This is a genomic window from Streptomyces tuirus, from assembly GCF_014701095.1.
In the GTDB taxonomy this organism is placed as follows: domain Bacteria; phylum Actinomycetota; class Actinomycetes; order Streptomycetales; family Streptomycetaceae; genus Streptomyces; species Streptomyces tuirus.
Genome location: NZ_AP023439.1, coordinates 6,321,740 through 6,347,013 on the forward strand (window position 1 = coordinate 6,321,740; position 25,274 = coordinate 6,347,013).

The window sequence follows — 25,274 nt, forward strand, 5'->3', positions numbered from 1 at the left end:
CGGGGCGGCGGCGAACGCTTATCGGGCGGGACGCCGCGGGGTGAGCGTCCGGACCGGTCAGAACACCCGCCGCCCGTCCTCCAGCTCCGCCGTGCCCGACCCGTCCGCCAGCACCTCCAGTGCGGCCAGGACACGGCCGCCCGTGGGGCCCGGCAGGTACTCGGGCAGTTCCTCGCGGGGGACCAGGCGCCAGGACAGCAGTTCCTCCTCCTGGAGGCGGATCGCCTTGAACTCGTCCTCGCTCAGCACCCCGCCGTCGTACAGGTAGGCCACCAGTGGCGGGCGGCCCGTGCCGTGGACCCAGTCCACCGCCAGCAGCCGGCCGGGCTCCCGGTCCAGGCCGATCTCCTCGGCGGTCTCGCGGCGCGCGCCCTGCCGCGGGGTCTCGCCGTCGTCGGACTCGACGGTGCCGCCGGGCAGCGCCCAGCCCTCCCGGTAGTTGGGCTCGACCAGCAGCACCCGGCCCTCACCGTCCCGGAACAGCACGGCGGCGCCGGCCAGGACACGGGGCAGGGAGGCGATGTAGGCGTCGTAGTCAGGAGAGGTCGTCATCGGTGCAGGGTAACCACCGGATCGCCGTCTCATACCCGGTCGGTCAGGCCGCGGGCTCCGCCAGCCGCAGCGTCCGCCGCGCCAGCTCGCTGATCCGCACCCCGTCGAAGCCGAACACCGCGCTGCGGACCGTGTCCTCCAGCGGGGTCTTCCACTGGTCGGGGATGGCCGCGGCCCCGCCGAACACGCCGGCCACCGAACCGGCGGTCGCGCCGTTGGAGTCGGTGTCCAGGCCGCCGCGGACGGTCAGGGTGATGGTGCGGGTGAAGTCGCCGTCGCCGTAGAGCAGGCCGGCGGTGAGGACGGCGGCGTTCGGGACGGTGTGGATCCAGCCCATGCCGGCGGTCTCCTCGGCGACCGTGGTGAGCGTGTCCTCCCAGGACAGCCGGGTGTCGTGCAGCGAGACCACCCGCCGCACCGTGCGGGCGAGGCGGCAGCTCGCCGGGATCACCGTCAGGGCCTCCTCCACGGCGCGCCGCACGGTGGGTGCCGTGAACGCCGCCGCGATCAGCGCCGCCGCCCACATCGCCCCGTAGACCCCGTTGCCGGTGTGCGACAGCACCGCGTCCCGGCGGGCCAGGGAGGCGGCCCGGCGCGGGTCACCCGGGCTGGTCCAGCCGTAGACGTCGGCGCGGATGAGGGCGCCGATCCACTCCTGGTAGGGGTTGTCGTACGTCGCCGTCAGCGGCGGCTTCAGCCCGCCCGCGAGGTTGCGGTACGCCGCCCGCTCGGCGGTGAACGTCTGCAGATACGGCAGCCGCAGCAGCCACAGGTCGCCGACCTGCTCCGTGCTGAAGCCGAAGCCGTGGGTCTCCAGCAGGTCGAGGCCGAGGATCGCGTAGTCGACGTCGTCGTCACGGCAGCTGCCGTGGATGCGGCCGCGGACGCACTCGCGCCACTCGGGGCGCAGCTCGAACCCGTCGTGCTCGCTGATCGGCTCGGGCAGGTAGTCGGTGAGCGGCAGGGCCGCGGCCTGTCTCAGGTAGCGGTCGATGCGGTCGCGCGTCCACACCTCGCCCTGCTCGACCGGCTTGCCGAGCATGTTGCCGGCGACGCGGCCGGTCCAGCCGCCGAGAATGCGGTCCGCCAGGTTCGTATCGGTGAGCGCAGGGGCCATGGTTACGGTCTACCCGCATCGGCGGCCCCGGTCGCGTCGTCCGCGGGTTGGGCGGATGCTGACGTCCGGGCGGTCCGCCGGTTAAGGTCGCAGCGGCGCGACTGGCCTTGACATGCGTGAGGGCCCGGAGAGCAAGGGGAGTGCAAGTGGCGGACGCTGCAGTGAGCGGCACCCGGACGACACAGCGGGTGCTCGTCGCCGCGGACAAGTTCAAGGGGTCGCTGACGGCCGTCGAGGTCGCAGAGCGGGTCACGGCCGGACTGCGCCGGGTCCTGCCGGACCTGGAGGTCGAGGCGCTGCCCGTGGCCGACGGCGGCGACGGGACCGTGGCCGCGGCCGTCGCGGCCGGATTCGAGCGCCGGGAGGTACGGGTCGCCGGTCCCCTCGGCGACGAGGTGACGGCGGCGTACGCGCTGCGCGGGGACACCGCGGTGGTGGAGATGGCCGAGGCGAGCGGGCTGCAGCGGCTGCCCGCCGGGGTCTTCGCCCCGCTCACGGCGTCCACGTACGGCTCCGGCGAGCTGCTGAGGGCCGCGCTGGACGCCGGTGCCCGCACGATCGTCTTCGGGGTCGGCGGCAGCGCCACCACCGACGGCGGCGCCGGGATGCTGTCCGCGCTGGGCGCCCGGTTCCTGGACGCCGACGGAGAGCCGGTGCCCCCGGGCGGCGGCGGACTGGCCGAACTGGCCACGGCCGAACTGTCCGGGCTCGACCCACGCCTCGCCGAGGTGGAACTGGTCCTCGCGAGCGACGTCGACAACCCGCTGACCGGCCCGAAGGGAGCACCCGCGATCTACGGCCCGCAGAAGGGCGCCTCGCCCGACGACGTGGCGGCCCTGGACACCGCCCTCGCGCACTTCGCGAAGGTCCTGGAGAGCGCGGTCGGCCCCAGGGCCGCCGAGTACGCCGCCTCGCCGGGCGCGGGAGCCGCCGGCGGCATCGGCTACGGCGCGCTGCTGCTGGGCGCCCGCTTCCGCCCCGGCATCGAGGTGATGCTCGACGTCCTGGGCTTCGCACCCGCCCTGGACCGCGCCGACCTGGTCATCACCGGCGAGGGCTCCCTGGACGAGCAGACCCTGCACGGCAAGGCCCCGGCGGGCGTGGCCGCCGCGGCCCGGGCCGCGGACAAGGACGTCGTGGCGGTCTGCGGCCGCCTCGCCCTGCCGCCGGAGGTCCTGGGCCGGTCCGGCTTCCGTCGCGCCTACCCCCTGACGGACGCCGAACCGGACGTGGCGAAGTGCATCGCGGAGGCGGGACCGATCCTCGAACGGGTCGCGGAACGCATCGCCAGGGACTTCCTGACCTGAGCCGCGCTCCCGTCGCCTCAGACACGAAGAAGGCCCCGAGGGCATGAAGAAGGCCCCGAGCTCTCCGCTCGGGGCCTTCGTCGTCGTACGGTCGCTTCGCTACGGCAGCTGCGCCGCCCGTGCCTCGCGGCGGTTGTCGCGGAAGTTGTTCACCCGGCGAGCCGTCGCGAACAGCGGAATCACCGCTCCCATGACCAGCTGGAGCGCACACCCCGTCTGGAGCAGCAGCTGACCGCTCGGCGCGTCGAACGCCCAGGCCGCCATCAGGCCCATGCCCAGCACGATCCACGACAGCATCGCCACGGCGAGCCGGCCGCGCGGCTTCGGGTACTCCACGCGGCTCACCATCAGCCACGCCGTCCCCAGGATCGCCAGCAGCGTCGCCACGAAGGGCAGCTCCAGCAGCACGATGGACACGACCGTCAGTGCGCCGAACGGCGACGGCATGCCCTGGAAGGTGCCGTCCTTGACCGTGACGCACGAGAACCGGGCAAGCCGCAGCACCACCGCCAGCAGCACCACGATCGCCCCGACCGCCGCGACCCGCTGGTACGCGCCCTCCGCCACCATGCCGTAGACGAGGACGAAGTACGCCGGGGCCAGGCCGAAGCTGATCAGGTCGGAGAGGTTGTCCAGCTCGGCGCCCATGGGGGAGGAGCGCAGCTTGCGCGCCACCAGGCCGTCGAACAGGTCGAAGACCGCCGCGCACAGCATCAGGATGACCGCCGTGGCCGCGCTGTTGCGCGCCATGCCGGATTCCTGGCTGCCCATGAGGTCCGGGATCAGGATGCCGGTGGTGGTGAAGTACACCGCCATGAAGCCGCACGTGGCGTTGCCGAGCGTCAGCGTGTCCGCTATCGACAGCCGAAGAGAGAGGGGCATCTCCTCTTCTTCGTCGACCTCGTCGGCATCCGGGACCCAGCCGGCCTTGGTATCAGGATCAATCACGGTCAATGCGAGTCACCCCAGCCACGGTCTTCTGACCGACCTCGACCGCGACCTCCACGCCCTCGGGCAGGTAGAGGTCGACACGCGAGCCGAAGCGGATCAGGCCGATCCGCTCGCCCTGCTCGACCTTCGTGCCCTGGGGCAGGTAGGGGACGATGCGACGGGCGACCGCGCCGGCGATCTGGATCATCTCGATGTCGCCGAGCTCGGTGTCGAAGTGCCAGACGACACGCTCGTTGTTCTCGCTCTCCTTGTTGAAGGCGGGAACGAAGCCACCGGGTACGTGCTCGACCGACGTCACCGTGCCCGCGAGGGGCGCGCGGTTGACGTGGACGTTCAGCGGGCTCATGAAGATGGCGACGCGCGTGCGGCCGTCCTTCCACGGCATGATGCTCTGCACCACACCGTCGGCGGGCGAGATGACCCGGCCCTGGGTGATCTCGCGCTCGGGGTCGCGGAAGAACCACAGCATCCCCGCCGCGAGCGCGGTGGCGGGAACGGCCACGGCCTTGGCGGCGCCGGAGCGGCGCGCGCGGGCGAGGCTGAGTGCTGCGGTGGCGACGGTCGGAAGGAGCCACGGCGATGCTCCGCGCGCGAGGCGTACGCCGGCCCGGCTGTCGCGTGGTGCAGAGGTTTGGCTGTGGGGCATGGATGACCTTCGTAGCGGATGATGCCGCACTCTGACGGGGGACGGCGGCTTTCCGGCGATCGTAGCGGCTCGGAGCCGTAACTGGGTAAGCCAGGCAGCCGAGTCGGCGGCAGAAGGGTATGGACGGGGTGTGATCTTCTTCTCCAAGAAAACACCCCGTATCCGGACATCTAGCCCTGGAATCGATACTCTTCGAGCAGCCGCCTGCCGATGATCATTTTCTGGATCTCGGCGGTGCCTTCACCGATGAGCAGCATCGGAGCCTCACGGTAGAGGCGCTCGATCTCGTACTCCTTGGAGAAGCCGTAGCCGCCGTGGATCCGGAAGGCGTCTTCGACGACCTCCTTGCAGTACTCGGAGGCGAGGTACTTCGCCATCCCGGCCTCGAGGTCGTTTCGCTCCCCGGAGTCCTTTTTGCGTGCTGCGTTCACCATCATGGCATGGGCGGCCTCGACCTTGGTAGCCATCTCGGCCAGCTTGAACTGGATCGCCTGGTGCTGGGCGATCGCCTTGCCGAAGGTGTGACGCTGCTGGGCGTACTGGACGCCCAGTTCGAACGCACGCTGAGCGACGCCACAGCCACGCGCCGCCACGTTGACACGGCCGACCTCGACGCCGTCCATCATCTGGTAGAAGCCGCGTCCGGTGACCCCGCCGAGCACGCGATCGGCGGGAATCCGCAGGCCATCCATGATGAGCTCGGTGGTGTCGACCCCCTTGTAGCCCATCTTGTCGATCTTGCCGGGGATCGTGAGGCCGGGACGCACCTCGCCGAATCCGGGCTCCTTCTCGACGAGGAAGGTCGTCATCGACTTGTGGGGCGCCGTACCCTCGGGGTGACCTTCGTCACTTCTGACCAGAACGGCCACCAGAGACGACGTTCCGCCGTTCGTCAGCCACATCTTCTGGCCGTTCAGGACGTACTCCTCGCCGTCCTTCACCGCCTTCGAGGTGATGGCCGAGACGTCCGAACCCAGGCCCGGCTCCGACATCGAGAACGCGCCCCGGATGTCGCCGGCCGCCATCCTCGGCAGGAAGTGGTCCTTCTGCTCCTGCGTGCCGTGCTGCTTGAGCATGTACGCCACGATGAAGTGGGTGTTGATGATGCCGGACACCGACATCCACCCGCGGGCGATCTCCTCCACGCACAGCGCGTAGGTCAGGAGCGACTCGCCCAGACCCCCGTACTCCTCGGGGATCATCAGGCCGAACAGGCCCAACTCCTTCAGCCCGTCGACGATCTGCTGCGGGTACTCGTCGCGGTGCTCCAGCTCCGTGGCGACCGGGATGATCTCCTTGTCCACGAAGTCCCGGACGGTGGACAGGATCTCCTGCTGGATGTCCGTCAGACCGGCGGTCTGGGCGAGTCGCGCCATGGCTACTTCTCCTGCTCCCTGAGCTCGGGGCGGCCGGGCTGCTCGCCGCCGCGCTCCTTGATGTACGTCTCGGTCGGCACCATGACCTTGCGGCGGAACACGCAGACCAGCGTGCCGTCCTGCTTGTAGCCCTTGGTCTCGACGTGGACGATGCCGCGGTCGTTCTTCGACTTCGACGGCCACTTGTCGAGCACGGTCGTCTGGCCGTAGATCGTGTCGCCGTGGAAGGTCGGCGCCACGTGCTTCAGCGACTCGATCTCCAGGTTGGCGATCGCCTTGCCGGAGATGTCCGGAACGGACATGCCGAGCAGCAGCGAGTAGACGTAGTTCCCGACGACGACGTTCTTGCCGAAGTCCGTCGTCTTCTCCGCATAGTTCGTGTCCATGTGGAGCGGGTGGTGGTTCATGGTGAGGAGACAGAACAGGTGGTCGTCGTACTCCGTGACCGTCTTTCCCGGCCAGTGCTTGTACGTCGCCCCGACCTCGAACTCCTCGTAGGTGCGCCCGAACTGCATCGCGCTCAGCGCCTCTCTAGTCGGTGGGGATCTCGAACTTGCTGGTGCGCTGCATGCCCGCCGCGCGGCCCTTGCCGGAGATGACGAGCGCCATCTTGCGGCTGGCCTCGTCGATCATCTCGTCGCCGAGCATCGCCGAGCCCTTCTTGCCGCCCGCCTCGGACGTGTAGTAGTCGTACGCGTCCAGGATCAGCTCGGCGTGGTCGTAGTCCTCCTGCGACGGCGAGAAGATCTCGTTGGACGCCTCGACCTGGCCCGGGTGCAGCACCCACTTGCCGTCGAAGCCGAGCGCGGCGGCGCGCTGGGCGACCTCGCGGTAGCCGTCGATGTTGCGGATCTGCAGGTAGGGGCCGTCGATCGCCTGGAGGTTGTTGGCGCGGGCGGCCATCAGGATCTTCATCAGGATGTAGTGGTAGGCGTCCGCCGGGTAGCCGGGCGGCTGCTCACCCACGACCAGCGACTTCATGTTGATGGACGCCATGAAGTCGGCCGGGCCGAAGATGATGGTCTCGACGCGCGGGGAGGCCTGCGCGATCTCGTTGACGTTGTTCAGGCCCTGCGCGTTCTCGATCTGCGCCTCGATGCCGATCTTGCCGACCTCGAAGCCCATCGTCTTCTCGATCTGCGTCAGCAGCAGGTCCAGGGCGACGACCTGCTGGGCCGTCTGCACCTTCGGCAGCATGATGCAGTCGAGGTTCTGGCCGGCGCCCTCGACGACCGTGACGACGTCGCGGTACGTCCACTCGGTCGTCCAGTCGTTGACGCGCACGACCCGCGTCTTGCCCGTCCAGTCACCCTCGTTGAGGAACTTGACGATGGTGTGCCGCGCCTCGGGCTTGGCGAGGGGCGCACACGCGTCCTCCAGGTCAAGGAAGACCTGGTCCGCCGGGAGGCCCTGCGCCTTCTCCAGGAAGCGGGGGTTGCTTCCCGGTACCGCGAGACACGAGCGGCGGGGACGCAGACGGTTGACGGTCATGCGGGGACCTCCAGGGGGTCGAGCTTGTTCGCTTTCCGGATCTCGTCGACGATGCGGCCGATGATTCCGGTGATGTCGAAGTCCTTCGGGGTGAAGACCGCGGCCACTCCGGCTTCCCTGAGCTGCTCGGCGTCACCATTCGGGATGATGCCACCGGCGATCACGGGGATGTCTGTGGCACCGGCCACACGCAGCCGTTCGAGGACGTCCGGCACCAGCTGGGCGTGGGAGCCGGACAGGATGGACAGGCCCACCGCGTGCACGTCCTCGGCGAGGGCCGCGTCCACGATCTGCTCGGGCGTCAGCCGGATGCCCTGGTAGACCACCTCGAAGCCGGCGTCCCGGGCGCGCACCGCGATCTGCTCGGCGCCGTTGGAGTGCCCGTCCAGGCCCGGCTTGCCGACCAGGAAGCGCAGCTTGCCCACGTTCAGGTCCTTGGCCGTGAGGTCGACCTTGCGGCGGACCACGGCGAGCGCGCTGCCCTCCTCGACCGGAACGGCCACCGGCGCCGAGGAGACACCCGTGGGCGCCCGGAACTCGCCGAACACCTCGCGCAGGGCCCCGGCCCACTCGCCGGTCGTCGCCCCGGCGCGCGCGCACTCCAGGGTCGCCTCCATGAGGTTCTCGTTGCCGCGCGCGGCCTCCTTCAGCCGCTCCAGAGCCTTGCAGGGCCGCGGGTGGTTGAAGGGCGGCTGGTAGCGGCTGTCGCGCCACTGCTCCAGCCCGGCGATGACCCGGGCCTCGACCGCCGGGTCCACCGTCTGGATCGCGGTGTCCAGGTCGGCGGTCAGCGGGTTCGGCTCGGTGCCCTCGAAGATGTTCACGCCGATGATCTTCTCCTGGCCGGACTCGATCCGGCCCCGGCGCTCGGCGTGCGAGGCGACCAGCTGCGACTTGAGGTAGCCGGACTCGACGGCCGCCATCGCGCCGCCCATCTCCTGGATGCGGTCGATCTCGGCGAACGACTCCTCGACCAGCCGGTCGACCTTCGCCTCGATCACCTTCGAGCCCTCGAAGATGTCCTCGTACTCCAGCAGGTCGCTCTCGTACGCCAGCACCTGCTGGATGCGCAGCGACCACTGCTGGTCCCAGGGGCGGGGCAACCCGAGGGCCTCGTTCCAGGCGGGCAGCTGCACGGCACGCGCGCGGGCGTCCTTGGAGAGGGTGACGGCCAGCATCTCCAGCACGATCCGCTGGACGTTGTTCTCCGGCTGCGCCTCCGTCAGGCCCAGGGAGTTGACCTGGACGCCGTAGCGGAAGCGGCGCTGCTTGGGGTTCTCGATGCCGTAGCGCTCGCGGGTGATGCGGTCCCAGATGCGGCCGAACGCCCGCATCTTGCACATCTCCTCGATGAAGCGGACGCCCGCGTTCACGAAGAACGAGATGCGGGCCACGACGTCGCCCATGCGCTCCTGCGGCACCTGGCCGGAGTCGCGCACGGCGTCGAGGACGGCGATCGCGGTGGACATCGCGTACGCGATCTCCTGGACCGGCGTGGCGCCCGCCTCCTGCAGGTGGTAGCTGCAGATGTTGATCGGGTTCCACTTCGGGATGTGGGAGACCGTGTACGCGATCATGTCCGTCGTCAGGCGGAGGCTCGGCCCCGGCGGGAAGACGTGCGTCCCGCGGGACAGGTACTCCTTGACGATGTCGTTCTGGGTCGTGCCCTGGAGCTTGGTGATGTCCGCGCCCTGCTCCTCGGCGACGACCTGGTAGAGCGCCAGCAGCCACATGGCGGTGGCGTTGATCGTCATCGAGGTGTTCATCTGCTCCAGGGGGATGTCCTGGAACAGCCGGCGCATGTCACCGACGTGCGCGATCGGCACGCCGACCCGGCCGACCTCGCCGCGGGCGAGGATGTGGTCGGAGTCGTAGCCGGTCTGGGTCGGCAGGTCGAACGCCACCGACAGACCGGTCTGGCCCTTGGCGAGGTTGCGCCGGTACAGCTCGTTGGACGCCTCGGCCGTGGAGTGACCGGCGTACGTGCGCATGAGCCACGGCCGGTCCTTTTCCCTTTGTGCCTGCGTCTGAGGGCGCTCTGTGTCGGAGCCGACGTTCCTCAGCCCGCGGTCGCTTCGCTCCCTTGTCTTCGTCTCTTTCGGCTCCGACGCGCCCTCAGACGCAGGCACGGGCTCCCGCTTCGCTTCGGCGGGCTGACGCTCAGTCATCTATGACCCCGGGTCTCAGATGTTGCGGAAGCGGTTGATGGCGTCGATGTGCTTGGCGCGCTTCTCGTGGTCGCGCACGCCCAGGCCCTCCTCGGGGGCCATGCACAGCACGCCGACCTTGCCCTGGTGGAGGTTGCGGTGCACGTCGTAGGCGGCCTGGCCGGTGTCCTCGAGGGAGTACACCTTCGACAGGGTGGGGTGGATCTTGCCCTTCGCGATGAGCCGGTTGGCCTCCCAGGCCTCGCGGTAGTTGGCGAAGTGCGAGCCGATGATCCGCTTCAGCGACATCCACAGGTAGCGGTTGTCGTACTCGTGCATGTAGCCCGAGGTCGAGGCGCAGGTGGTGATGGTGCCGCCCTTGCGCGTGACGAAGACGCTCGCGCCGAAGGTCTCGCGGCCGGGGTGCTCGAAGACGATGTCGATGTCCTCGCCGCCGGTGAACTCGCGGATGCGCTTGCCGAAGCGCTTCCACTCCTTCGGGTCCTGGGTGGTCTCGTCCTTCCAGAACTTGTAGCCCTCGGCGCTGCGGTCGATGATCGCCTCGGCGCCCATCGAGCGGCAGATGTCCGCCTTCTGCTCGCTGGAGACGACGCAGATCGGGTTGGCGCCGCCGGCCAGCGCGAACTGGGTGGCGTAGCTGCCGAGTCCGCCGCTCGCGCCCCAGATCAGGACGTTGTCGCCCTGCTTCATGCCGGCGCCGTTGCGGGAGACCAGCTGCCGGTAGGCGGTGGAGTTGACCAGGCCGGGGGCGGCGGCCTCCTCCCACGACAGGTGGTCGGGCTTCGGCATCAGCTGGTTGGACTTGACCAGGGCGATCTCGGCGAGGCCGCCGAAGTTGGTCTCGAAGCCCCAGATGCGCTGCTCGGGGTCGAGCATCGTGTCGTTGTGGCCGTCGCTGGACTCCAGCTCGACGGACAGACAGTGCGCGACGACCTCGTCACCGGGCCGCCAGGCGTTGACGCCCGGGCCGGTGCGCAGGACGACGCCCGCGAGGTCGGAGCCGATGATGTGGTACGGCAGGTCGTGGCGCTTGGCCAGCTCGTTGGTGCGGCCGTAGCGCTCCAGGAAGCCGAAGGTGGACAGCGGCTCGAAGATCGAGGTCCACACGGAGTTGTAGTTGACCGAGGAGGCCATGACGGCCACCAGCGCCTCGCCCGGGCCGAGCTCGGGCAGCGGCACCTCGTCCAGGTGGATCGACTTGCGGGGGTCCTTGTCGCGCGTGGCGAGTCCGGCGAACATCTCCGTCTCGTCCTTGTGCACGGTGATCGCGCGGTAGGACTCGGGGATCTGGAGGGCGGCGAAGTCCTCCGACGTGGAGTCGGGCGACTGGATCGCGGCCAGGATGTCCTTAACGGTCACGGTGTTGCCTCCGGCGGTGAGCGCCCTGAGGGAGGGGCGCCGATGGTTACGTCGGTGCTGCTGAGGGTTGAGGGTGTGCCGTCGGTTCGGCGGTGGTGCTGATCGGCAGCGCTGGGTGGCGCGGGAGGTTGCCTGTGACGCAGGCGTCCGGGCGGGCAAGCGGGTGAGCTTGCCGGGACGTCGTCCGGACCTCTTCAACGTATGACACCGCGTGTCACCCCGCAAGGCACTGAGTGCCAGAACTTGATCTCAGATGAAATCTTTACGTAACAAATGAGCGATGATCGATCGAACGGGCTCTCCAAGGGCCTGCAAAACGGCCCCTGACACGCCAAAACGGCCACCCCGAGGGGTGGCCGTCATCACACGGGTGAAGGGGGCTCTCAGCGCTCCTTGAGGGCCTGTTCGATCGTCCGCATGACCTCGTCGAGCGGGGCGTCGGTGCGCGCGACGGTCACCAGTACCTCGCCCTGCGTGGAGGCCGTGGCCACGGCCGGCTGCGGCTCCGTCGAGCGGCCGGCCCCGATGCCCGAGCCGAAGGTCTTGCGCACGATCCCGAAGGCGTGGTCCAGCTGCGCCTCAACGTCCCCCTGGCCGCCCGCGCGCAGCCAGCGCCGCAGGACGTGGTTGTGGGCGGTGACGACCGCGGACGCGGCGACCTCCGCCAGCAGCGGGTCGTCGTTGGCGTCGTCGGCGTGCGCGCGCTCGTCGAAGTGGCCGAGGAGATAGCGGGTGAAGAGGCGCTCGTAGCGGGCCACCGACGCGATCTCCGCCTCGCGCAGGGTGGGCACCTCCCGCGTCAGCTTGTAGCGGGCGACCGAGATCTCCGGCCGGGCCGCGTACATCCGCATGACTTCCTTGATGCCGCGGCACACCGTGTCGAGCGGATGCTCGTGCGCCGGCGCCGCGTTGAGCACGGCCTCGGCGCGGATCAGGGTGTCGTCGTGGTCGGGGAAGATCGCCTCTTCCTTGGAGCGGAAGTGGCGGAAGAAGGTGCGGCGGGCGACCCCGGCCTGGGCCGCGATCTCGTCGACGGTGGTCGCCTCGTACCCCTTGGTCGCGAACAGCTCCATCGCGGCGGCCGCCAGTTCCCGGCGCATCTTGAGCCGCTGGGCGGCGGCGCGAGAGCCGGCGGCGCTCTCCGGCGCGTCGGCCGTGGCGGGTGTACGTGAGGACTTGGCGGGCTGGGGCATGCCCTGAACGTACTGCATGTGCGCAGCTCGCCGCGCATGGCCCGGTTCTCCCCCTTCGCCGGAGGGCGGGCCGGGGGCGGCCCGGCCGGCCGGGTGGAACCGGTCCGGGCCGAGCAGGCCGCCCCACTCCGCGCCGGACCGGAACCAGTCGCCGGGACGCTCAGCGCTTGGCATATTCGCGGAAGCCACGGCCGGTCTTGCGGCCGAGGCAGCCCGCGGCCACCAGGTGCTCCAGCAGCGGCGCCGGGGCGAGCCCCGGGTCGCGGAACTCGCGGTGCAGGACCTTCTCGATGGCGAGCGAGACGTCCAGCCCGACGACGTCCAGCAGCTCGAACGGGCCCATCGGGTAACCCCCGCCCAGCTTCATCGCCGCGTCGATGTCGTCGAGCGAGGCGTAGTGCTCCTCGACCATCTTGATCGCGTTGTTCAGGTACGGGAACAGCAGCGCGTTCACGATGAAACCGGCCCGGTCACCGCAGTCGACCGGGTGCTTCCTGATCCGGCCGCACACCTCGCGGACCGTCGCGTGGACGTCGTCGGCGGTCAGCACCGTACGGACGACCTCGACCAGCTTCATGGCCGGCGCCGGGTTGAAGAAGTGCATGCCGATCACGTCCTGCGGGCGCGAGGTGGCCCGGGCGCAGGCGACGACCGGCAGCGACGAGGTCGTGGTGGCCAGGATCGCGCCCGGCTTGCAGACCTTGTCCAGGGCCGCGAACAGCTGCCGCTTGATCTCCAGGTCCTCGGCGACCGCCTCCACGGCCAGGTCGACGCCGGCGAAGTCGTCGTACGTGCCCGTGGCGGTGATGCGGTCCAGGGTCTCGGCGGCCGCCTCCGCGCTCATCCGGCCCTTGTCGACCGAGCGGGACAGGGACTTGCCGATCCGGGCCTTGGCGGCCTGCGCCTTCTCCGCGCTGCGGGCCGCGATGACCACCTCGTACCCGCCCTTGGCGAACACCTCGGCGATGCCGGAGGCCATGGTGCCCGAGCCCGCGACACCGACGGAGCGGATCTCCCGGCCGGGAACGAGGTCGCCGCCCTCCAGCGGGGTGAGCGCGTCCCGCACGACGACCGGGCTGCCCGGCGCCTCGTACGTGTAGAAGCCGCGCCCCGCCTTGCGGCCGGTCAGACCGGCCTCGCTCAGCTGCTTGAGGATCGGGGCCGGGGCGTGCAGCCGGTCGCGGGAGGAGGTGTACATGGCCTCCAGGACCGTGCGCGCGGTGTCGACACCGATCAGGTCGAGCAGCGCCAGCGGGCCCATGGGCAGTCCGCAGCCCAAGCGCATCGCGGCGTCGATGTCCTCACGGGAGGCGTACTTCGCCTCGTACATCGCCGCGGCCTGGTTGAGGTAGCCGAACAGCAGGCCGTCCGCGACGAATCCGGGCCGGTCGCCCACCGCGACGGGCTCCTTGCCGAGGTCGAGCGCGAGGTCGGTGACCGCGGTGACGGCCGCCGGCGCGGTCAGCACCGAGGAGACCACCTCGACCAGCTTCATGGCCGGCGCGGGGTTGAAGAAGTGCAGGCCCAGCACCCGCTCGGGGCGCGCGGAGTCGGCGGCCAGCCGGGTCACGGACAGGGCGTTGGTGCCGGTCGCCAGGATCGTCTCCGGGCGCACGATCCCGTCCAGCTCCCGGAAGATCTGGTGCTTGATCTCGTACGACTCCGGGGCCACCTCGATGACCAGGTCGGCGTCGGCCGCGGTGCGCAGGTCGGCGGAGGTGCGGACACGGCCGAGGATCTCGGCGCGCTCCTGCTCGGTCAGCCGTCCGCGCTCGACGCCGCGGGCGGTGGAGGCCTCCAGGGCGGCGACGCACTTCGCGGCCTGGGTCTCGCTGATGTCGATGCCGACGACCGTGCGGCCGGCCTTGGCGAGGACCTCGGCGATGCCGGTGCCCATCGTGCCGAGGCCGACGACGGCGATGGTCTGCAGCGGGGACTGGGACGGGTCGGACAGGGGAGTGGCCATCGCGGGACTCCAGGATGAGGGTGACGACGGGGAACGCGCTCCGGGTGCGCCGGAGTCGGTCCGGCAGGGGCCGGACCACGGGCGCACCGGGTGCGGGATGAAGTGCGGGTGTTGGCCGGGCTGCGAACGCACACGCCCGGTGCCGCGCCCCGGGCGTGCACACGCCCGGAAGAAAACGGCGGTTCCGACCGGCCCTGTCCCGGGGCCGAGCCGTACTGCGGTACCTGAGGCACCGAACCGACTGCTCCCGCGACAGCCGCGTCACCAGACCGCCGCGAGGAAAAACGAAACGAGTGGGTAACTCGCTCGTCTGAGCTTAACCGGCGGGTAACGAGCGCGCCAGTCCCCGGGTTTGTGATGTACGTCCCGCGCCGCTCGCGCCGCCCCTAACCTCTGAGTCATGGACGAAGAGTTGCGATCACTCACGGAGCGCTTACGGCACGAGTCGGGGGCACCGCCCGCGTTCGAGCGGCTCGTGGCGACCGACGACCTCGACGCCCTGGCGGCGGCGCTGACCGAACCCGGGCAGCACCTGTGGGCGAGGGAGCTGGCCGCGTTCCGGCTGGGGCTCGCACGGGACCGGCGGGCCTTCGAGGCCCTGGTGCTGCTGCTCAACCACCGCGACCCCCCGCGCTGCGCCTCCGCCGCCCACGCCCTGGCCCGGCTGGGCGACCCGCGCACCGCCCGCGCGGCCGCCGCGCTGGCCACCAACGAACTGCGCGTCGCCTACGCCCTGCACCCGGTGCGGCTCCTGGTCGAGCTGCGTGCCCCCGAGGCGGTGCCGGCGCTCATCACCACGCTCCAGCGGCGGCTGCGCCCGCACGACCCGTACCGCCGCGTGGCGCTGGCCTGCGTGGACGGGCTGGGGACGCTGGGAGACGCCCGGGCCAGACCCGTCCTGAACGAGGCGCTCGCGCATCCGACACTGGCCGAGGCGGCGGTACGGGCGCTGGGGCGGATCCCCAAGCAGAGGTGAGGGCAGCGGGGCAGGGACCCGGGCCCGCAGTATCGCGACGTCAACGGGGAAGGGGCCTGCTGTACCGCACCTCGGGGACGGCGACCCCGTCCACCTCGAAGGGCTCCTCGGCGCCGTCCGCCCGGAAGCCGGCCCGTTCGTAGAAGCGGCGGGCCCGGTCGTTCTCCTTCAGCACCCACAGCAGGAGACGTCCGTGGCCCGCGGCGCGGCAGCGCGCGACCGACTCGGTGAGCAGCGCCCGCCCCACACCCCGCCCCACCTGATCGGGGTGCACGTAGATGGCGTACAACTCGGCGTCCTCGGTGAGGACTTCACCGTCCCGGTACGGTCCGTGGCACACCCAGCCGACGATCTCGCCGCCGGTGTCCTCGGCGACCAGGTTCACCACGCTGCCGTCGCCCTGCGCGAGGCGCGTACGACGCCGCTCGGCGTCCTCCTCGACGCTGAGCCGGTCCAGGTAGGACTGCGGCACCAGGCCCCGGTAGGCGCTGCGCCAGCCGCCGACACGGACCTCCGCGACGGCCTCGCAGTCGGCGAGCGTCATCTCCCGGATCCGCGGCTCACTCATGGCGCGACCACCGCGAACGCCTCGACCTCGATCAGGAACTCGGGCCGGACCAGCGCGGCGCCCTGCACCGCCGAAGCGGCGGGCAGCCGGTCGTCGGGTATGTGTACGGGGCGCGCCGCGCGGACGGCCGGCAGTTCACTCATGCGTTCATGGTGGACCACGGGACCGACATCCCCGCCCGCGCGTCCCGTCGGCCGCTCAGTGGCGGAAGCCGAGCAGGCCGTGCAGCGCCGAGCCGTTCGACGGGGCCGACGCCGCCTTTCCCTTCGCCGCCGCCGGCTTCGGATCCGGCAGTGCCTCGCACACCGCGTCCGCCTCGCCGTACCCGCGCGGCACGGTGCCGTCCGTCAGATATGCCGCCAAGTGCTTGTCCAGGCACGCGTTGCCGCTCAGCGTGATGCCGTGGTTGCCGCCGCCCTCCTCGACCACCAGGCTGGAACGGGCCAGCAGACGACGCATGGTGACAGCGCCCTCGTACGGCGTGGCCGCGTCGTCGGTCGCCTGGAACAGCAGGACCGGCGGCAGCGTGCCGTTGGCCACGTTCACCGGGCGCAGCGAGTCCGTCGGCCAGAACGCGCACGGCGCGTTGTACCAGGCGTTGTTCCAGGTCATGAACGGCGCCTTCTCGTACACCTCCCACTGGTCCGCACGCCACCGCCGCCAGTCGCGCGGCCAGCCGGCGTCCCGGCACTGCACGGAGGTGTAGACGCTGTAGCCGTTGTCGCCGGAGGCGTCGACCGCGCCGATGTCCTCGTACGCCTCGACCAGCGGCTCGGGATCCTTGTCGTGCACGTACGCCGCGAACGCCTCCGCGAGGATCGGCCAGTAGCCGTTGTAGTAGCCGCCCGGGATGAAGGTGTCCTCCAGCTCCGAGGCGCCCACCGTGCCGCCCGCCGGCTTCTTCGCGAGGGCCGCACGCATCGCGTACCACTCGGCCTCGATCTTCTCCGGGTCGGTGCCCAGCCGGTACGTGGTGTCGTATCTGGCGACCCAGGCCAGGAAGGCGCGGTGACGGTCGTTGAAGGCCACGTCCTGGTTGAGGTTGGCCTCGTACCAGACGTCCGTCGGGTCGACGACGGAGTCCAGGACCAGACGCCTCACCCGCTCGGGGAAGAACCTGGCGTAGACGGCGCCCAGGTAGGTGCCGTAGGAGTAGCCGAAGTAGTTGATCTTCTTCGCGCCCAGGGCCCGCCGGATCGCGTCCAGGTCTCGGACGGCGCTGGTGGTGTCGATGTACGGCAGGAGGTGCGCGTACTTCGTGCCGCAGGCGGCGGCGAAGGACCTGGCGCGGGCGAGGTTGGCCTTCTCGACCGCGGGCGTCGCCGGCAGGGAGTCCGGGCGGACCGGGTCGAAGTGGCCCGGCCCGCAGTCCAGCGCGGGTTCGCTCGCTCCCACGCCGCGCGGGTCGAAGCCGATGACGTCGTACCGGGCCGCGACCTCCGCGGGCAGCGCGGACGCGACGAACCCGGCGAGCTTCAGACCGCTGCCGCCGGGGCCGCCGGGGTTGACCAGCAGCGGGCCCCGGGAGGTCCGGGCGGTGTGCGGGACGCGGGACAGGGCGAGGGTGATCTTCTTCCCGTGCGGCCTGTCGTGGTCGAGCGGCACCTTCAGGGACGCGCACTGCAGCGTGGGGTACTTCTTGGTGGCGCAGCCCTTCCAGGCGGGCTTCGCGGTCTGCGGGGTGGGGATCGTGGTGCCGGGGGCGCTCGCCTCGGCGGGAACGGCCGTGAAGGTCCCGGCCATGACGACGGCGACGCCGCACAGCGCGGCCGCGCGTTTTCTCATGGAGTCCTCCCAGGACGGCGGGATGAAGGACCGCGAAGATCGCCGTCCTCGCCGCATCGTCCCGGAAACCGGTCCCGGCAGAACTCATTCCGTAAAGCTCATGACCCGATTGGATCTCAAGAGCGCTCGAATGCTCGCCACTCCTACAAGAGGGAGAGCTGGGTCGGTCCCGTCTCCTGAGGTTCCCCGGCCGCCTCGGCCGGCCGGATCCGCCGCGGCATCCCCGCGCGCGTGGGCCCGATGCCGTACTCCCCGGCCAGCTCGTGCACCTGACGGGTGATCCGCCGCTGATACCACTTGGGGGCGTAGGAGCCCTGCGCGTACAACCGCTCGTAACGGGCCACCAGGTACGGGTGGTGCTGCTCCAGCCAGGCCATGAACCACTCGCGGGCGCCGGGCCGCAGATGCAGCACCAGCGGCGTCACGGACGTGGCACCGGACGCCGCGATCGCCCGTACCGTGGCACGGAGTTGGGCGGGGCTGTCGCTCAGGAACGGGATCACCGGCGCCATCAGCACCCCGCAGCCGATGCCGTGTTCGGCCAGGGTGCGCACGACCTCCAGGCGCCGCTCCGGCGCGGGCGTGCCGGGCTCGACGGTGCGCCACAGCTCCTGCTCGGTGAAGCCGACCGACACGGAGATGCCGACGTCGGTCACCTGCGCCGCCTGTGTGATCAGGTCCAGGTCGCGCAGGATGAGCGTGCCCTTGGTCAGGATCGAGAAGGGGTTGGCGTGGTCGCGCAGCGCCGCGATGATGCCGGGCATCAGGCGGTAGCGGCCCTCGGCGCGCTGGTAGCAGTCGACATTGGTGCCCATCGCGATGTGCTCGCCCTGCCAGCGGCGCGAGCCGAGCTGCCGGCGCAGCAGCTCCGGCGCGTTGGTCTTGACGACGATCTGGCTGTCGAAGCCGAGGCCCGTGTCGAGGTCCAGGTAGCTGTGCGTCTTGCGCGCGAAGCAGTACACGCACGCGTGCGAACAGCCCCGGTAGGGGTTGACCGTCCACTGGAACGACATCCGCGAGACCGCGGGCACCCGGTTGATGATCGAGCGGGCCCGGACCTCGTGGAAGGTGATTCCGCGAAACTCCGGGGTGTCGAACGTGCGGGTCGTGACCGCGTCCGCGCCGAACAGCGCGGCGTCGGCCCGGCTGTGTTCGGAGTCCGGTGTGAGGTTCTCCCAGCGCATGACGCCTCCTCGGTAGCACTGACCACAGAATAGAACACATGTTCCCTTGATCGTGCGAGGGTGTTTTCCGAACGTGTTCGACCGGGTTGCGTCACCCCGATTTGGGGGGCCGGGCAGCGGGGTGGTTGGCTTGCCCCGACCCCCGAGCAACCAGTCCTGGAGGAAAGCGATGGCGCAGGTCGAGGCCACTACGGAGCGGATCGTCGCGGCGGACGCGGAGACGGTGTTCGACGCCCTCGCCGACTACAGCGGCACGCGCGCGAAGCTGCTGCCCGAGCAGTTCAGCGAGTACGAGGTCCGGGAGGGTGGTGACGGCGAGGGCACCCTCGTCCACTGGAAGCTCCAGGCCACCAGCAAGCGCGTGCGCGACTGCCTCCTGGAGGTCAGCGAGCCCACCGACGGTGAGCTGGTGGAGAAGGACCGCAACTCCTCCATGGTCACCACCTGGCGGGTCACCCCGGCCGGCGAGGGCACGTCCCGGGTCGTCGTCACGACCACCTGGACCGGCGCCGGCGGCATCGGCGGCTTCTTCGAGAGGACCTTCGCGCCCAAGGGCCTCGGCCGGATCTACGACGCGATGCTCGCCAGGCTCGCCGCCGAGGTCGAGAAGTAGCCCGCCCCAAGCCTCGGAATCCCAGGGCCTGTTGCCTCCCCCTCACCGGTTCGAGTGATCTCCCGACGGCTCGCTCCTGTGCCGTAACTCGTCGCGCTTGCTCGTAGTTGTCGCTTTTACGCGGGAATTGTGCGGCAGCGCGACGAGGGGAGCGGTGAGTGGGCGGGATCACTCTGGCGCAGGACGAACCGGCGGTAGCGCCTCCCGACACCCCCGCAGCCCCGCCGGATCCGGACACCGGACCCAGCCCGCGCCGGGTGCGGCTGATCTTCTTCGCTCTCATGCTGGCCCTTCTCCTGGCCGCCCTCGAGCAGATGATCGTCGCCACCGCGCTCCCGAAGATCGTCGGTGAACTGCACGGCCTGGACCGCATGTCCTGGGCCATCACCGCCTACCTGCTCACCGCCACCGTCGGACTGCCGATCTACGGCAAGCTCGGCGATCTGCTGGGCCGCAAGGGCGTCTTCCAGTTCGCCATCGTCGTCTTCGTCGTCGGCTCCGCACTCGCGGGCCGGGCTCAGACCATGGACCAGCTGATCGCCTTCCGCGCCCTGCAGGGCGTCGGCGCGGGCGGCCTCATGATCGGCGTCCAGGCGATCATCGCGGACATCGTGCCGCCCCGGCAGCGTGGCCGCTACATGGGCCTGATCGGCGCCGCCTTCGGCCTCGCCTCCGTGGCCGGACCGCTGCTCGGCGGCTACTTCACCGACCACCTCTCCTGGCGCTGGTGCTTCTACGTCAACGTCCCCTTCGGCCTGGTCACCCTGGCCGTCGTCGCCGTCACGCTGAAGCTCCCCAAACCGGCCGTACGGGCCCGGCTTGACGTCCTCGGCGCGCTGCTTCTGACCGCCGCCTCCACCTGCCTGGTCCTGCTGACCAGCTGGGGCGGCACCGAGTACGCCTGGGACTCGCGCATGATCCTCGGCCTCGCGGCCGGAGCGGCGGCCGCGACCGTCCTCTTCCTCGTCACCGAGCACTTCGCCGTCGAACCCCTCATCCCCCTCAGGCTGTTCAGGGACTCCGTCTTCAACGTCACCGGTCTGGTCGGCCTGGTGATCGGGGTGGGCCTGTTCGGCGCCGCCGGCTATCTGCCGACGTACCTGCAGATGGTCGACGGGGCCTCCGCCACCGAGTCGGGCCTGCTCATGCTGCCGATGATGGCCGGCATCGTCGGCGCCTCGATCATCGCCGGCCAGCTCATCAGCCACACCGGCCGCTACAAGGCCTATCCGATCCTCGGCGGCGCCCTCTCCGTCACCGGCATGTGGCTGCTGTCGCGCCTCGAGGTCGGCACGCCCCGGCTGCACTACAGCATCTGGATGGCCGTCCTCGGCGCCGGCATCGGGATGGTGATGCCGGTGCTGATCCTCGCCGTGCAGAACTCCGTGCGCCCCGCCGACCTCGGCACCGCCACCAGCGCCAACAACTACTTCCGGCAGATCGGCGGCAGCGTCGGAGCCGCCGTCTTCGGCACCCTGTTCACCGACCGGCTCGCCGACGCCCTCACCGACCGCCTCCCCGCCCGCGCCGGGCTGCCGGACCCCCAGTCCCTCACCCCGCAGCTCGTGCACGCGCTGCCCCCGGCCCTGCGCGACGACTACATCCGGGCGTACGCCGACGCCATGCCGCGGATCTTCCTCTACCTGGTGCCGGTGCTCGTCCTCGGACTGGTCATCGCCCTCTTCCTCAAGGAGAAACCCCTGGTGTCCCACAACGCCTCCGTCACCGACCCGGCGCCGGGGACCGTCCCGGTCCCGCCGGCCCGCGCCGCGCACCCCGCGGGTGTGCCCGTGTGCGGCTCGGTGCAGCACCCCGACGGGACCGTCGTACCCCGCGCTGCGCTCACGCTCATCGACGTCACCGGGCAGCAGACCGGCCGCGGCGCGAGCGGCGAGGACGGGCGCTACGCACTGGCCACCCCGGGCCCGGGCTCGTACGTGCTGATCGCCGCGGCCGGCGGACACCAGCCGCAGGCGGTCACCGTGACCGTCGGCGAACGCCCCGTCGAGCTCGACATCGTCCTCGGCGGCGCCGGAAACCTGATCGGCACCGTGGTCACCGCCGACGGCTCGCCCGTACGGGACGCCACCGTCACGCTCACCAACGTGCACGGCGAGGTCGTCGCCACCACCCGCAGCGGCCGGGAGGGCGGCTACGTCATCACCGAACTCGTCGCCGGCGAGTACACCCTCGCGGCCAGTGCGCCCGCCTTCCGCCCGGCCGCACTGCCCGTCACCGTCCAGGCCGCCCGCGAGACCCGCCGGGACATCGAACTGGCCGGCGGAGCCGTGCTGCGCGGCACCGTCCGGGCGGGCGGCGGCCGGCCCGTCGAGGACGCGCGCGTGACCCTGCTCGATGTGGCGGGCAACGTCGTCGACACCCTCACCACGGGCGCCGACGGCACGTTCCGCTTCATCGACCTGTCCTCCGGCGAGTACACCGTCATCGCCGCCGGTTACCCGCCCGTAGCCACCGTGCTCCAGGTCGCCGGAGGAGGCCGCACCGAGCGGGATCTCCAGCTGAGCCACGAGGGCTGAACGGGCACCGGCCGCGCGCTCAACGGGCAGCGGCGCGCGGGGTCGTACGCCGGTGCGAACCCGTGCGGGCAATTCCCGCATTGCCTCACCTCGCCACCGGCGGGAGCCGTACGGTGGAGACACCGGCACAGATCTTGCGTCCGTGGGGAGAGAGGGCCTGGCCGTGGACCATGGCACCGACAGGGCTGGGCAGGGCACCGTGAGCGAACCCGCCGAGCCCGGCCGCGTCCCCCTGGCCGTCGTCGTGGTCGACCGCGACGGCCTCGTGTCCCACTGGAGCCGCGGCGCACGGCGCCTGTTCGGCGTCCCCAAACACGAGGCGATCGGCCGCACCGCCCTCGACCTGCTGCCCGTCTCCGGCGCCCTGCCCGACGCACAGGACACCACCCCGTACACCGCCGGTGACGGTCTCGGCCCCGACCTCGAATCCTCCCTCGACCGCGGGCTGTCCTACCCGGCCGCGGGCCGCGCCCGGCTCACCGCCTCCGGGGACGGCCGCGTCGACGTCCTGTGGTGGGCCTACCCGCTGGTGGGCCCCGGGCCCGAGCGGCTGCTCGTGCTGGCCGCCGACGCCGAGGGACTGCGCGCCGGCGACGGGCCGTTCGAGCGGGTCGCGCCCGCCTTCGCGCTGCACACCGACTTCCCCGGTGCGGAGGACCTCGCCCGCCGCCTCCCCGAGATCCTGCCCAGCATGAGCGTCGGCGACAGCGCCCGCATCGTCGCCCAGATCCTCGAACTCGGTTATCCGGTCCTGGAGTTCAGCCAGAACGACCGGGTGCCCGTGACGCCCGACTGGGGCGTGGCCCGGCGCGCCGAACGCAAGGCACGCCGCGAACGGGCCGCGCGGGCCCTGGCCGCCGGCGAACCCCTGCCGGCGGAACTGCGGGACGAGGCCGAGGACCTCGAGTACACCGCCGTCCGTGAGCGCCTGGAGTTCCTCAACGAGGTCAGCGGCCGCATCGGCACCTCACTCGACCTGTCCCGCACGATCGTCGAGGTCAGCAGGGCCGTCGTGCCCCGCTTCACCGATGTCGCCGGGACGTATCTGCGGGAACAGGTCGTCGCCGGCGAGGGTTTCGAGGACGGTGTGCCCGACACCACCACGATGTGGCACCGGGTCGCCCTGGAGCACACCGACGAACCGGGCCGCTGGGACGACGTCGTCCCCGTGGGCGAGGCCATGCCGTTCCCGGCGCACACGCCGTTCTTCCAGTGCATGACCAGCGGCGAACCCGTCCTCGTGCCGCGCATCAGCGAGGAGATGGGGCACGCCATCGCCGCGCAGTTCGACAAGCGCGACATCCGGCCCCTCATCACCGGCCGCTCGATGCTGGTCGTGCCGCTGAAGGCCCGCAACGTCGTCCTCGGCTTCATGATCCTGCTGCGGCACCCGGAGCGGGCCGTCTTCAACGACATGGACCGCGTCACCGGCGCCGAACTCGCCGCCCGCGCGGGCCTCGTGCTCGACAACGCGCGCATGTACACCTTCCAGGAGAACGTCGCCGAGACGCTCCAGGACAGCATGCTCCCGCACATCCCGTCCCGCATGGCCGGCTGTGACATCGCCACGCGCTATCTGCCGGGCACGCTGCTCGGGCGGGTCGGCGGCGACTGGTTCGACGCGGTGAAGCTGCACGGCGGGCGCACGGCCCTCGTCGTCGGCGACGTCATGGGCCACGGCCTGAACTCGGCGGCGATGATGGGCCAGTTACGCACGGCCGTCCAGACCATGGCCGGGCTCGACCTGCCGCCCGCCCAGCTGCTGCGCAACCTCGACGACCTCGCCCAGCGCCTCGGCGACACCTACCTCGCGACCTGCCTCTACGCCGTCTACGACCCGATCGCGAGCGAACTCCACCTCGCCAACGCCGGGCACATCCCGCCCGTCCTGGTCCGTGCCGCCGACGGCCGCAGCGAACTGCTGGACCTCCCCACGGGCGCGCCCATCGGCGTCGGGGGAGTGCCCTTCGAGGCGATACGCGTGCGCGTCGAGCCCGGCGACCGGCTGGTGATGTGCACCGACGGACTGGTCGAGGTGCGCGGCGAGGACATCGGGGTGGGCCTCGCGACGCTCTGCGAGTCGGCCGCGCACCCGGCGGCGTCCATGGACGTCGCCTGCGACACCATCATCCGCGCCCTGGCTGCGACCTTCTCAGAGGCGGGCCGCGGGGGCCGCAAGGACGACGTGGCGCTGCTGATGGCCCGCCTGGGCGGCATCGAGCCGGACGACGTGGCCGAATGGCGCCTCGCCCTCGACCCGGCCGAGGCGAGCCGGGCCCGCGCGGCGGTGCGCGAGCAACTGCACGACTGGGGCCTGGCGCAACTCGTCGCGCCCGCCGAGCTGATGGCCGGCGAACTCGTCACCAACGCCCTGCGGCACTCCCACGCCCGGCCCGTCGCCCTGCGCCTGATCCGCGGCGACACCCTGCTGTGCGAGGTGGAGGACGACGATCACGAGCTGCCGACCCTGCTCAGCGCGGGCCCGCTCGACGAGGGGGGACGCGGCCTGCGCGTGGTCAGCACGCTGTCCCGCGAGTGGGGGACCAGCCGGACCACGACCGGCAAGACGGTGTGGTTCGAGCTGACGCTGCCGCGCCGCTGAACACCCCCGCCTCGAACGGGGCGTGAAGGTACGTGTCGCGTTCTTGTGGCCGGGGCCGGGGCGCGATACACCGTACTCGCCCGCCGCTTGGCGGGATTCGTTCGCACCCCTGGGGAGTGGGCCATGAGCGTGACGAGCCGGTACCGCGAGGCGTGGGAGGCGTTCTGGCAGGAGGCGTCCGCAGATCCCGGGGCGGTGTTCTGGGACGCGGAAGCGGTCCTGACCGTGGGCCCGCATCTCGCCCTGTTCGAGCCGTACCTGGCCGATCCCGCCCTGCCGATGGTGGACCTCGGCTGCGGCAACGGCACCCAGACCCGCTATCTCGCCGACCGCTTCCCGCGGGTCCTGGGCGTGGACCTGTCCGCCGCGGCCCTCGACCACGCCCGGCGCTGCGACCCGGCGGGGCAGGCCACCTACCGGCAGCTGGACGCCGCCGAGAAGGAAGAGGTCCAGGCGCTGCACGCGGAGCTCGGCGACACGAACGTCTATGTGCGGGGCGTCCTGCACCAGTGCGAGCCGGACGACCGGCAGTCCCTGGTCGACGGGATCGCCACGCTGGTCGGGGACCGGGGCCGGGCCTGCCTGGTGGAGCTCTCGGGCGCCGCCAAGCAGGTACTGACGGGTCTGGCGGGCGGCCCGGACGGCCCGCCGTCCAAGCTCGCGCCGGTCCTCCGGCACGGCCTCACTCCCGGCGAGGTCTCGGACGAGGCCGTGCGCGAGTACCTTCGCTCGGCCGGTCTCACGGTCCTGGCGAGCGGCCGGCTGCCGCTCAGGACCACGGAGTACCGCCCGGACGGCACGCGCATCGAACTGCCCTCCACCTGGCTGGTGGCAGGGCGCAGGGCCTGAGGCGAGCGGCCGGGGCGCGGTCCGGTGAGCGACG

20 protein-coding genes and 1 pseudogene are annotated in these 25,274 nt (G+C 71.1%); 6 read left to right on the top strand and 15 right to left on the bottom strand.

Going from position 1 to position 25,274, the window contains the following annotated elements; genetic code table 11:
- Positions 1-57: 57 nt before the first annotated feature.
- The gene (locus IGS69_RS28715; RefSeq protein ID WP_190903383.1) at positions 58-552 is read right to left on the bottom strand and encodes an NUDIX domain-containing protein; all 495 of its coding nucleotides are present in this window, start codon (positions 550-552) and stop codon (positions 58-60) included.
- A 43-nt stretch (positions 553-595) separates the two neighbouring features.
- Positions 596-1,669, bottom strand: coding sequence for an ADP-ribosylglycohydrolase family protein (locus tag IGS69_RS28720; protein WP_190903384.1), 1,074 nt, complete (start codon positions 1,667-1,669; stop codon positions 596-598).
- 188 nt (positions 1,670-1,857) lie between these two features.
- On the opposite strand from IGS69_RS28720, the gene IGS69_RS28725 reads away from it, so the two are divergent.
- On the top strand, positions 1,858-2,976 hold the full coding sequence (locus tag IGS69_RS28725) for a glycerate kinase (protein ID WP_190904680.1): 1,119 nt from the start codon (positions 1,858-1,860) through the stop codon (positions 2,974-2,976).
- A gap of 99 nt (positions 2,977-3,075) precedes the next feature.
- Here the strand turns inward: IGS69_RS28725 and pssA are convergent, their stop codons facing one another.
- The 9 genes from pssA to IGS69_RS28770 form a co-directional block, all read right to left on the bottom strand.
- Positions 3,076-3,858, bottom strand: coding sequence for a CDP-diacylglycerol--serine O-phosphatidyltransferase (gene pssA / locus IGS69_RS28730; RefSeq protein ID WP_051853691.1), 783 nt, complete (start codon positions 3,856-3,858; stop codon positions 3,076-3,078).
- A gap of 58 nt (positions 3,859-3,916) precedes the next feature.
- Entirely contained in the window at positions 3,917-4,573 is a 657-nt protein-coding gene (locus IGS69_RS28735) for a phosphatidylserine decarboxylase (RefSeq protein ID WP_030843916.1), read from the bottom strand.
- A 170-nt stretch (positions 4,574-4,743) separates the two neighbouring features.
- Positions 4,744-5,949 (bottom strand): acyl-CoA dehydrogenase family protein, encoded by a 1,206-nt coding sequence (locus tag IGS69_RS28740; RefSeq protein WP_185006723.1) that lies wholly within the window; start codon positions 5,947-5,949, stop codon positions 4,744-4,746.
- Between the two features lie 2 nt (positions 5,950-5,951).
- Positions 5,952-6,464: a MaoC family dehydratase gene (locus IGS69_RS28745; RefSeq protein ID WP_031107606.1), complete on the bottom strand. Its 513-nt coding sequence runs from the start codon at positions 6,462-6,464 to the stop codon at positions 5,952-5,954.
- A gap of 16 nt (positions 6,465-6,480) precedes the next feature.
- A complete protein-coding gene (locus IGS69_RS28750) occupies positions 6,481-7,440 on the bottom strand; it encodes an HpcH/HpaI aldolase/citrate lyase family protein (protein WP_190903385.1) in 960 nt (319 codons plus the stop codon).
- Positions 7,437-9,503, bottom strand: a complete 2,067-nt coding sequence (locus IGS69_RS28755; RefSeq protein WP_190904681.1) for a protein meaA — start codon at positions 9,501-9,503, stop codon at positions 7,437-7,439. Before IGS69_RS28755 ends, IGS69_RS28750 begins: the two co-directional genes overlap by 4 nt.
- 120 nt (positions 9,504-9,623) lie before the next feature.
- Positions 9,624-10,967: a crotonyl-CoA carboxylase/reductase gene (gene ccrA / locus IGS69_RS28760; protein ID WP_190903386.1), complete on the bottom strand. Its 1,344-nt coding sequence runs from the start codon at positions 10,965-10,967 to the stop codon at positions 9,624-9,626.
- 383 nt (positions 10,968-11,350) lie between these two features.
- Positions 11,351-12,178, bottom strand: a complete 828-nt coding sequence (locus IGS69_RS28765; RefSeq protein WP_190904682.1) for a TetR family transcriptional regulator — start codon at positions 12,176-12,178, stop codon at positions 11,351-11,353.
- Positions 12,179-12,320: 142 nt separating this feature from the next.
- Positions 12,321-14,126 (bottom strand): 3-hydroxyacyl-CoA dehydrogenase family protein, encoded by a 1,806-nt coding sequence (locus IGS69_RS28770; RefSeq protein WP_190903387.1) that lies wholly within the window; start codon positions 14,124-14,126, stop codon positions 12,321-12,323.
- 400 nt (positions 14,127-14,526) lie between these two features.
- On the opposite strand from IGS69_RS28770, the gene IGS69_RS28775 reads away from it, so the two are divergent.
- A complete protein-coding gene (locus IGS69_RS28775) occupies positions 14,527-15,102 on the top strand; it encodes an adenylosuccinate lyase (protein WP_190903388.1) in 576 nt (191 codons plus the stop codon).
- Positions 15,103-15,142: 40 nt separating this feature from the next.
- Here the strand turns inward: IGS69_RS28775 and IGS69_RS28780 are convergent, their stop codons facing one another.
- The 4 genes and pseudogenes from IGS69_RS28780 to IGS69_RS28795 form a co-directional block, all read right to left on the bottom strand.
- Positions 15,143-15,670: a GNAT family N-acetyltransferase gene (locus tag IGS69_RS28780; protein ID WP_190903389.1), complete on the bottom strand. Its 528-nt coding sequence runs from the start codon at positions 15,668-15,670 to the stop codon at positions 15,143-15,145.
- Positions 15,667-15,807: pseudogene (locus IGS69_RS28785) on the bottom strand (RidA family protein); the annotation flags it as partial. The gene IGS69_RS28780 and the pseudogene IGS69_RS28785, both read right to left, overlap by 4 nt.
- A 61-nt stretch (positions 15,808-15,868) precedes the next feature.
- Positions 15,869-17,455 carry an alpha/beta hydrolase gene (locus tag IGS69_RS28790; protein WP_190903390.1) on the bottom strand — a complete coding sequence of 529 codons (1,587 nt, stop codon included), beginning with the start codon at positions 17,453-17,455 and terminating at the stop codon, positions 15,869-15,871.
- Positions 17,456-17,598: 143 nt separating this feature from the next.
- On the bottom strand, positions 17,599-18,639 hold the full coding sequence (locus IGS69_RS28795; protein ID WP_190903391.1) for an Rv2578c family radical SAM protein: 1,041 nt from the start codon (positions 18,637-18,639) through the stop codon (positions 17,599-17,601).
- A gap of 169 nt (positions 18,640-18,808) precedes the next feature.
- On the opposite strand from IGS69_RS28795, the gene IGS69_RS28800 reads away from it, so the two are divergent.
- The 4 genes from IGS69_RS28800 (at position 18,809) to IGS69_RS28815 (ending at position 25,240) form a co-directional block, all read left to right on the top strand.
- Positions 18,809-19,252 (top strand): SRPBCC family protein, encoded by a 444-nt coding sequence (locus tag IGS69_RS28800; RefSeq protein ID WP_190903392.1) that lies wholly within the window; start codon positions 18,809-18,811, stop codon positions 19,250-19,252.
- Between the two features lie 158 nt (positions 19,253-19,410).
- Entirely contained in the window at positions 19,411-21,789 is a 2,379-nt protein-coding gene (locus IGS69_RS28805; RefSeq protein ID WP_190903393.1) for an MFS transporter, read from the top strand.
- 163 nt (positions 21,790-21,952) lie between these two features.
- Positions 21,953-24,391 carry an ATP-binding SpoIIE family protein phosphatase gene (locus IGS69_RS28810; protein ID WP_385862857.1) on the top strand — a complete coding sequence of 813 codons (2,439 nt, stop codon included), beginning with the start codon at positions 21,953-21,955 and terminating at the stop codon, positions 24,389-24,391.
- 123 nt (positions 24,392-24,514) lie between these two features.
- Entirely contained in the window at positions 24,515-25,240 is a 726-nt protein-coding gene (locus IGS69_RS28815) for a class I SAM-dependent methyltransferase (RefSeq protein ID WP_190903395.1), read from the top strand.
- Positions 25,241-25,274: the final 34 nt, after the last annotated feature.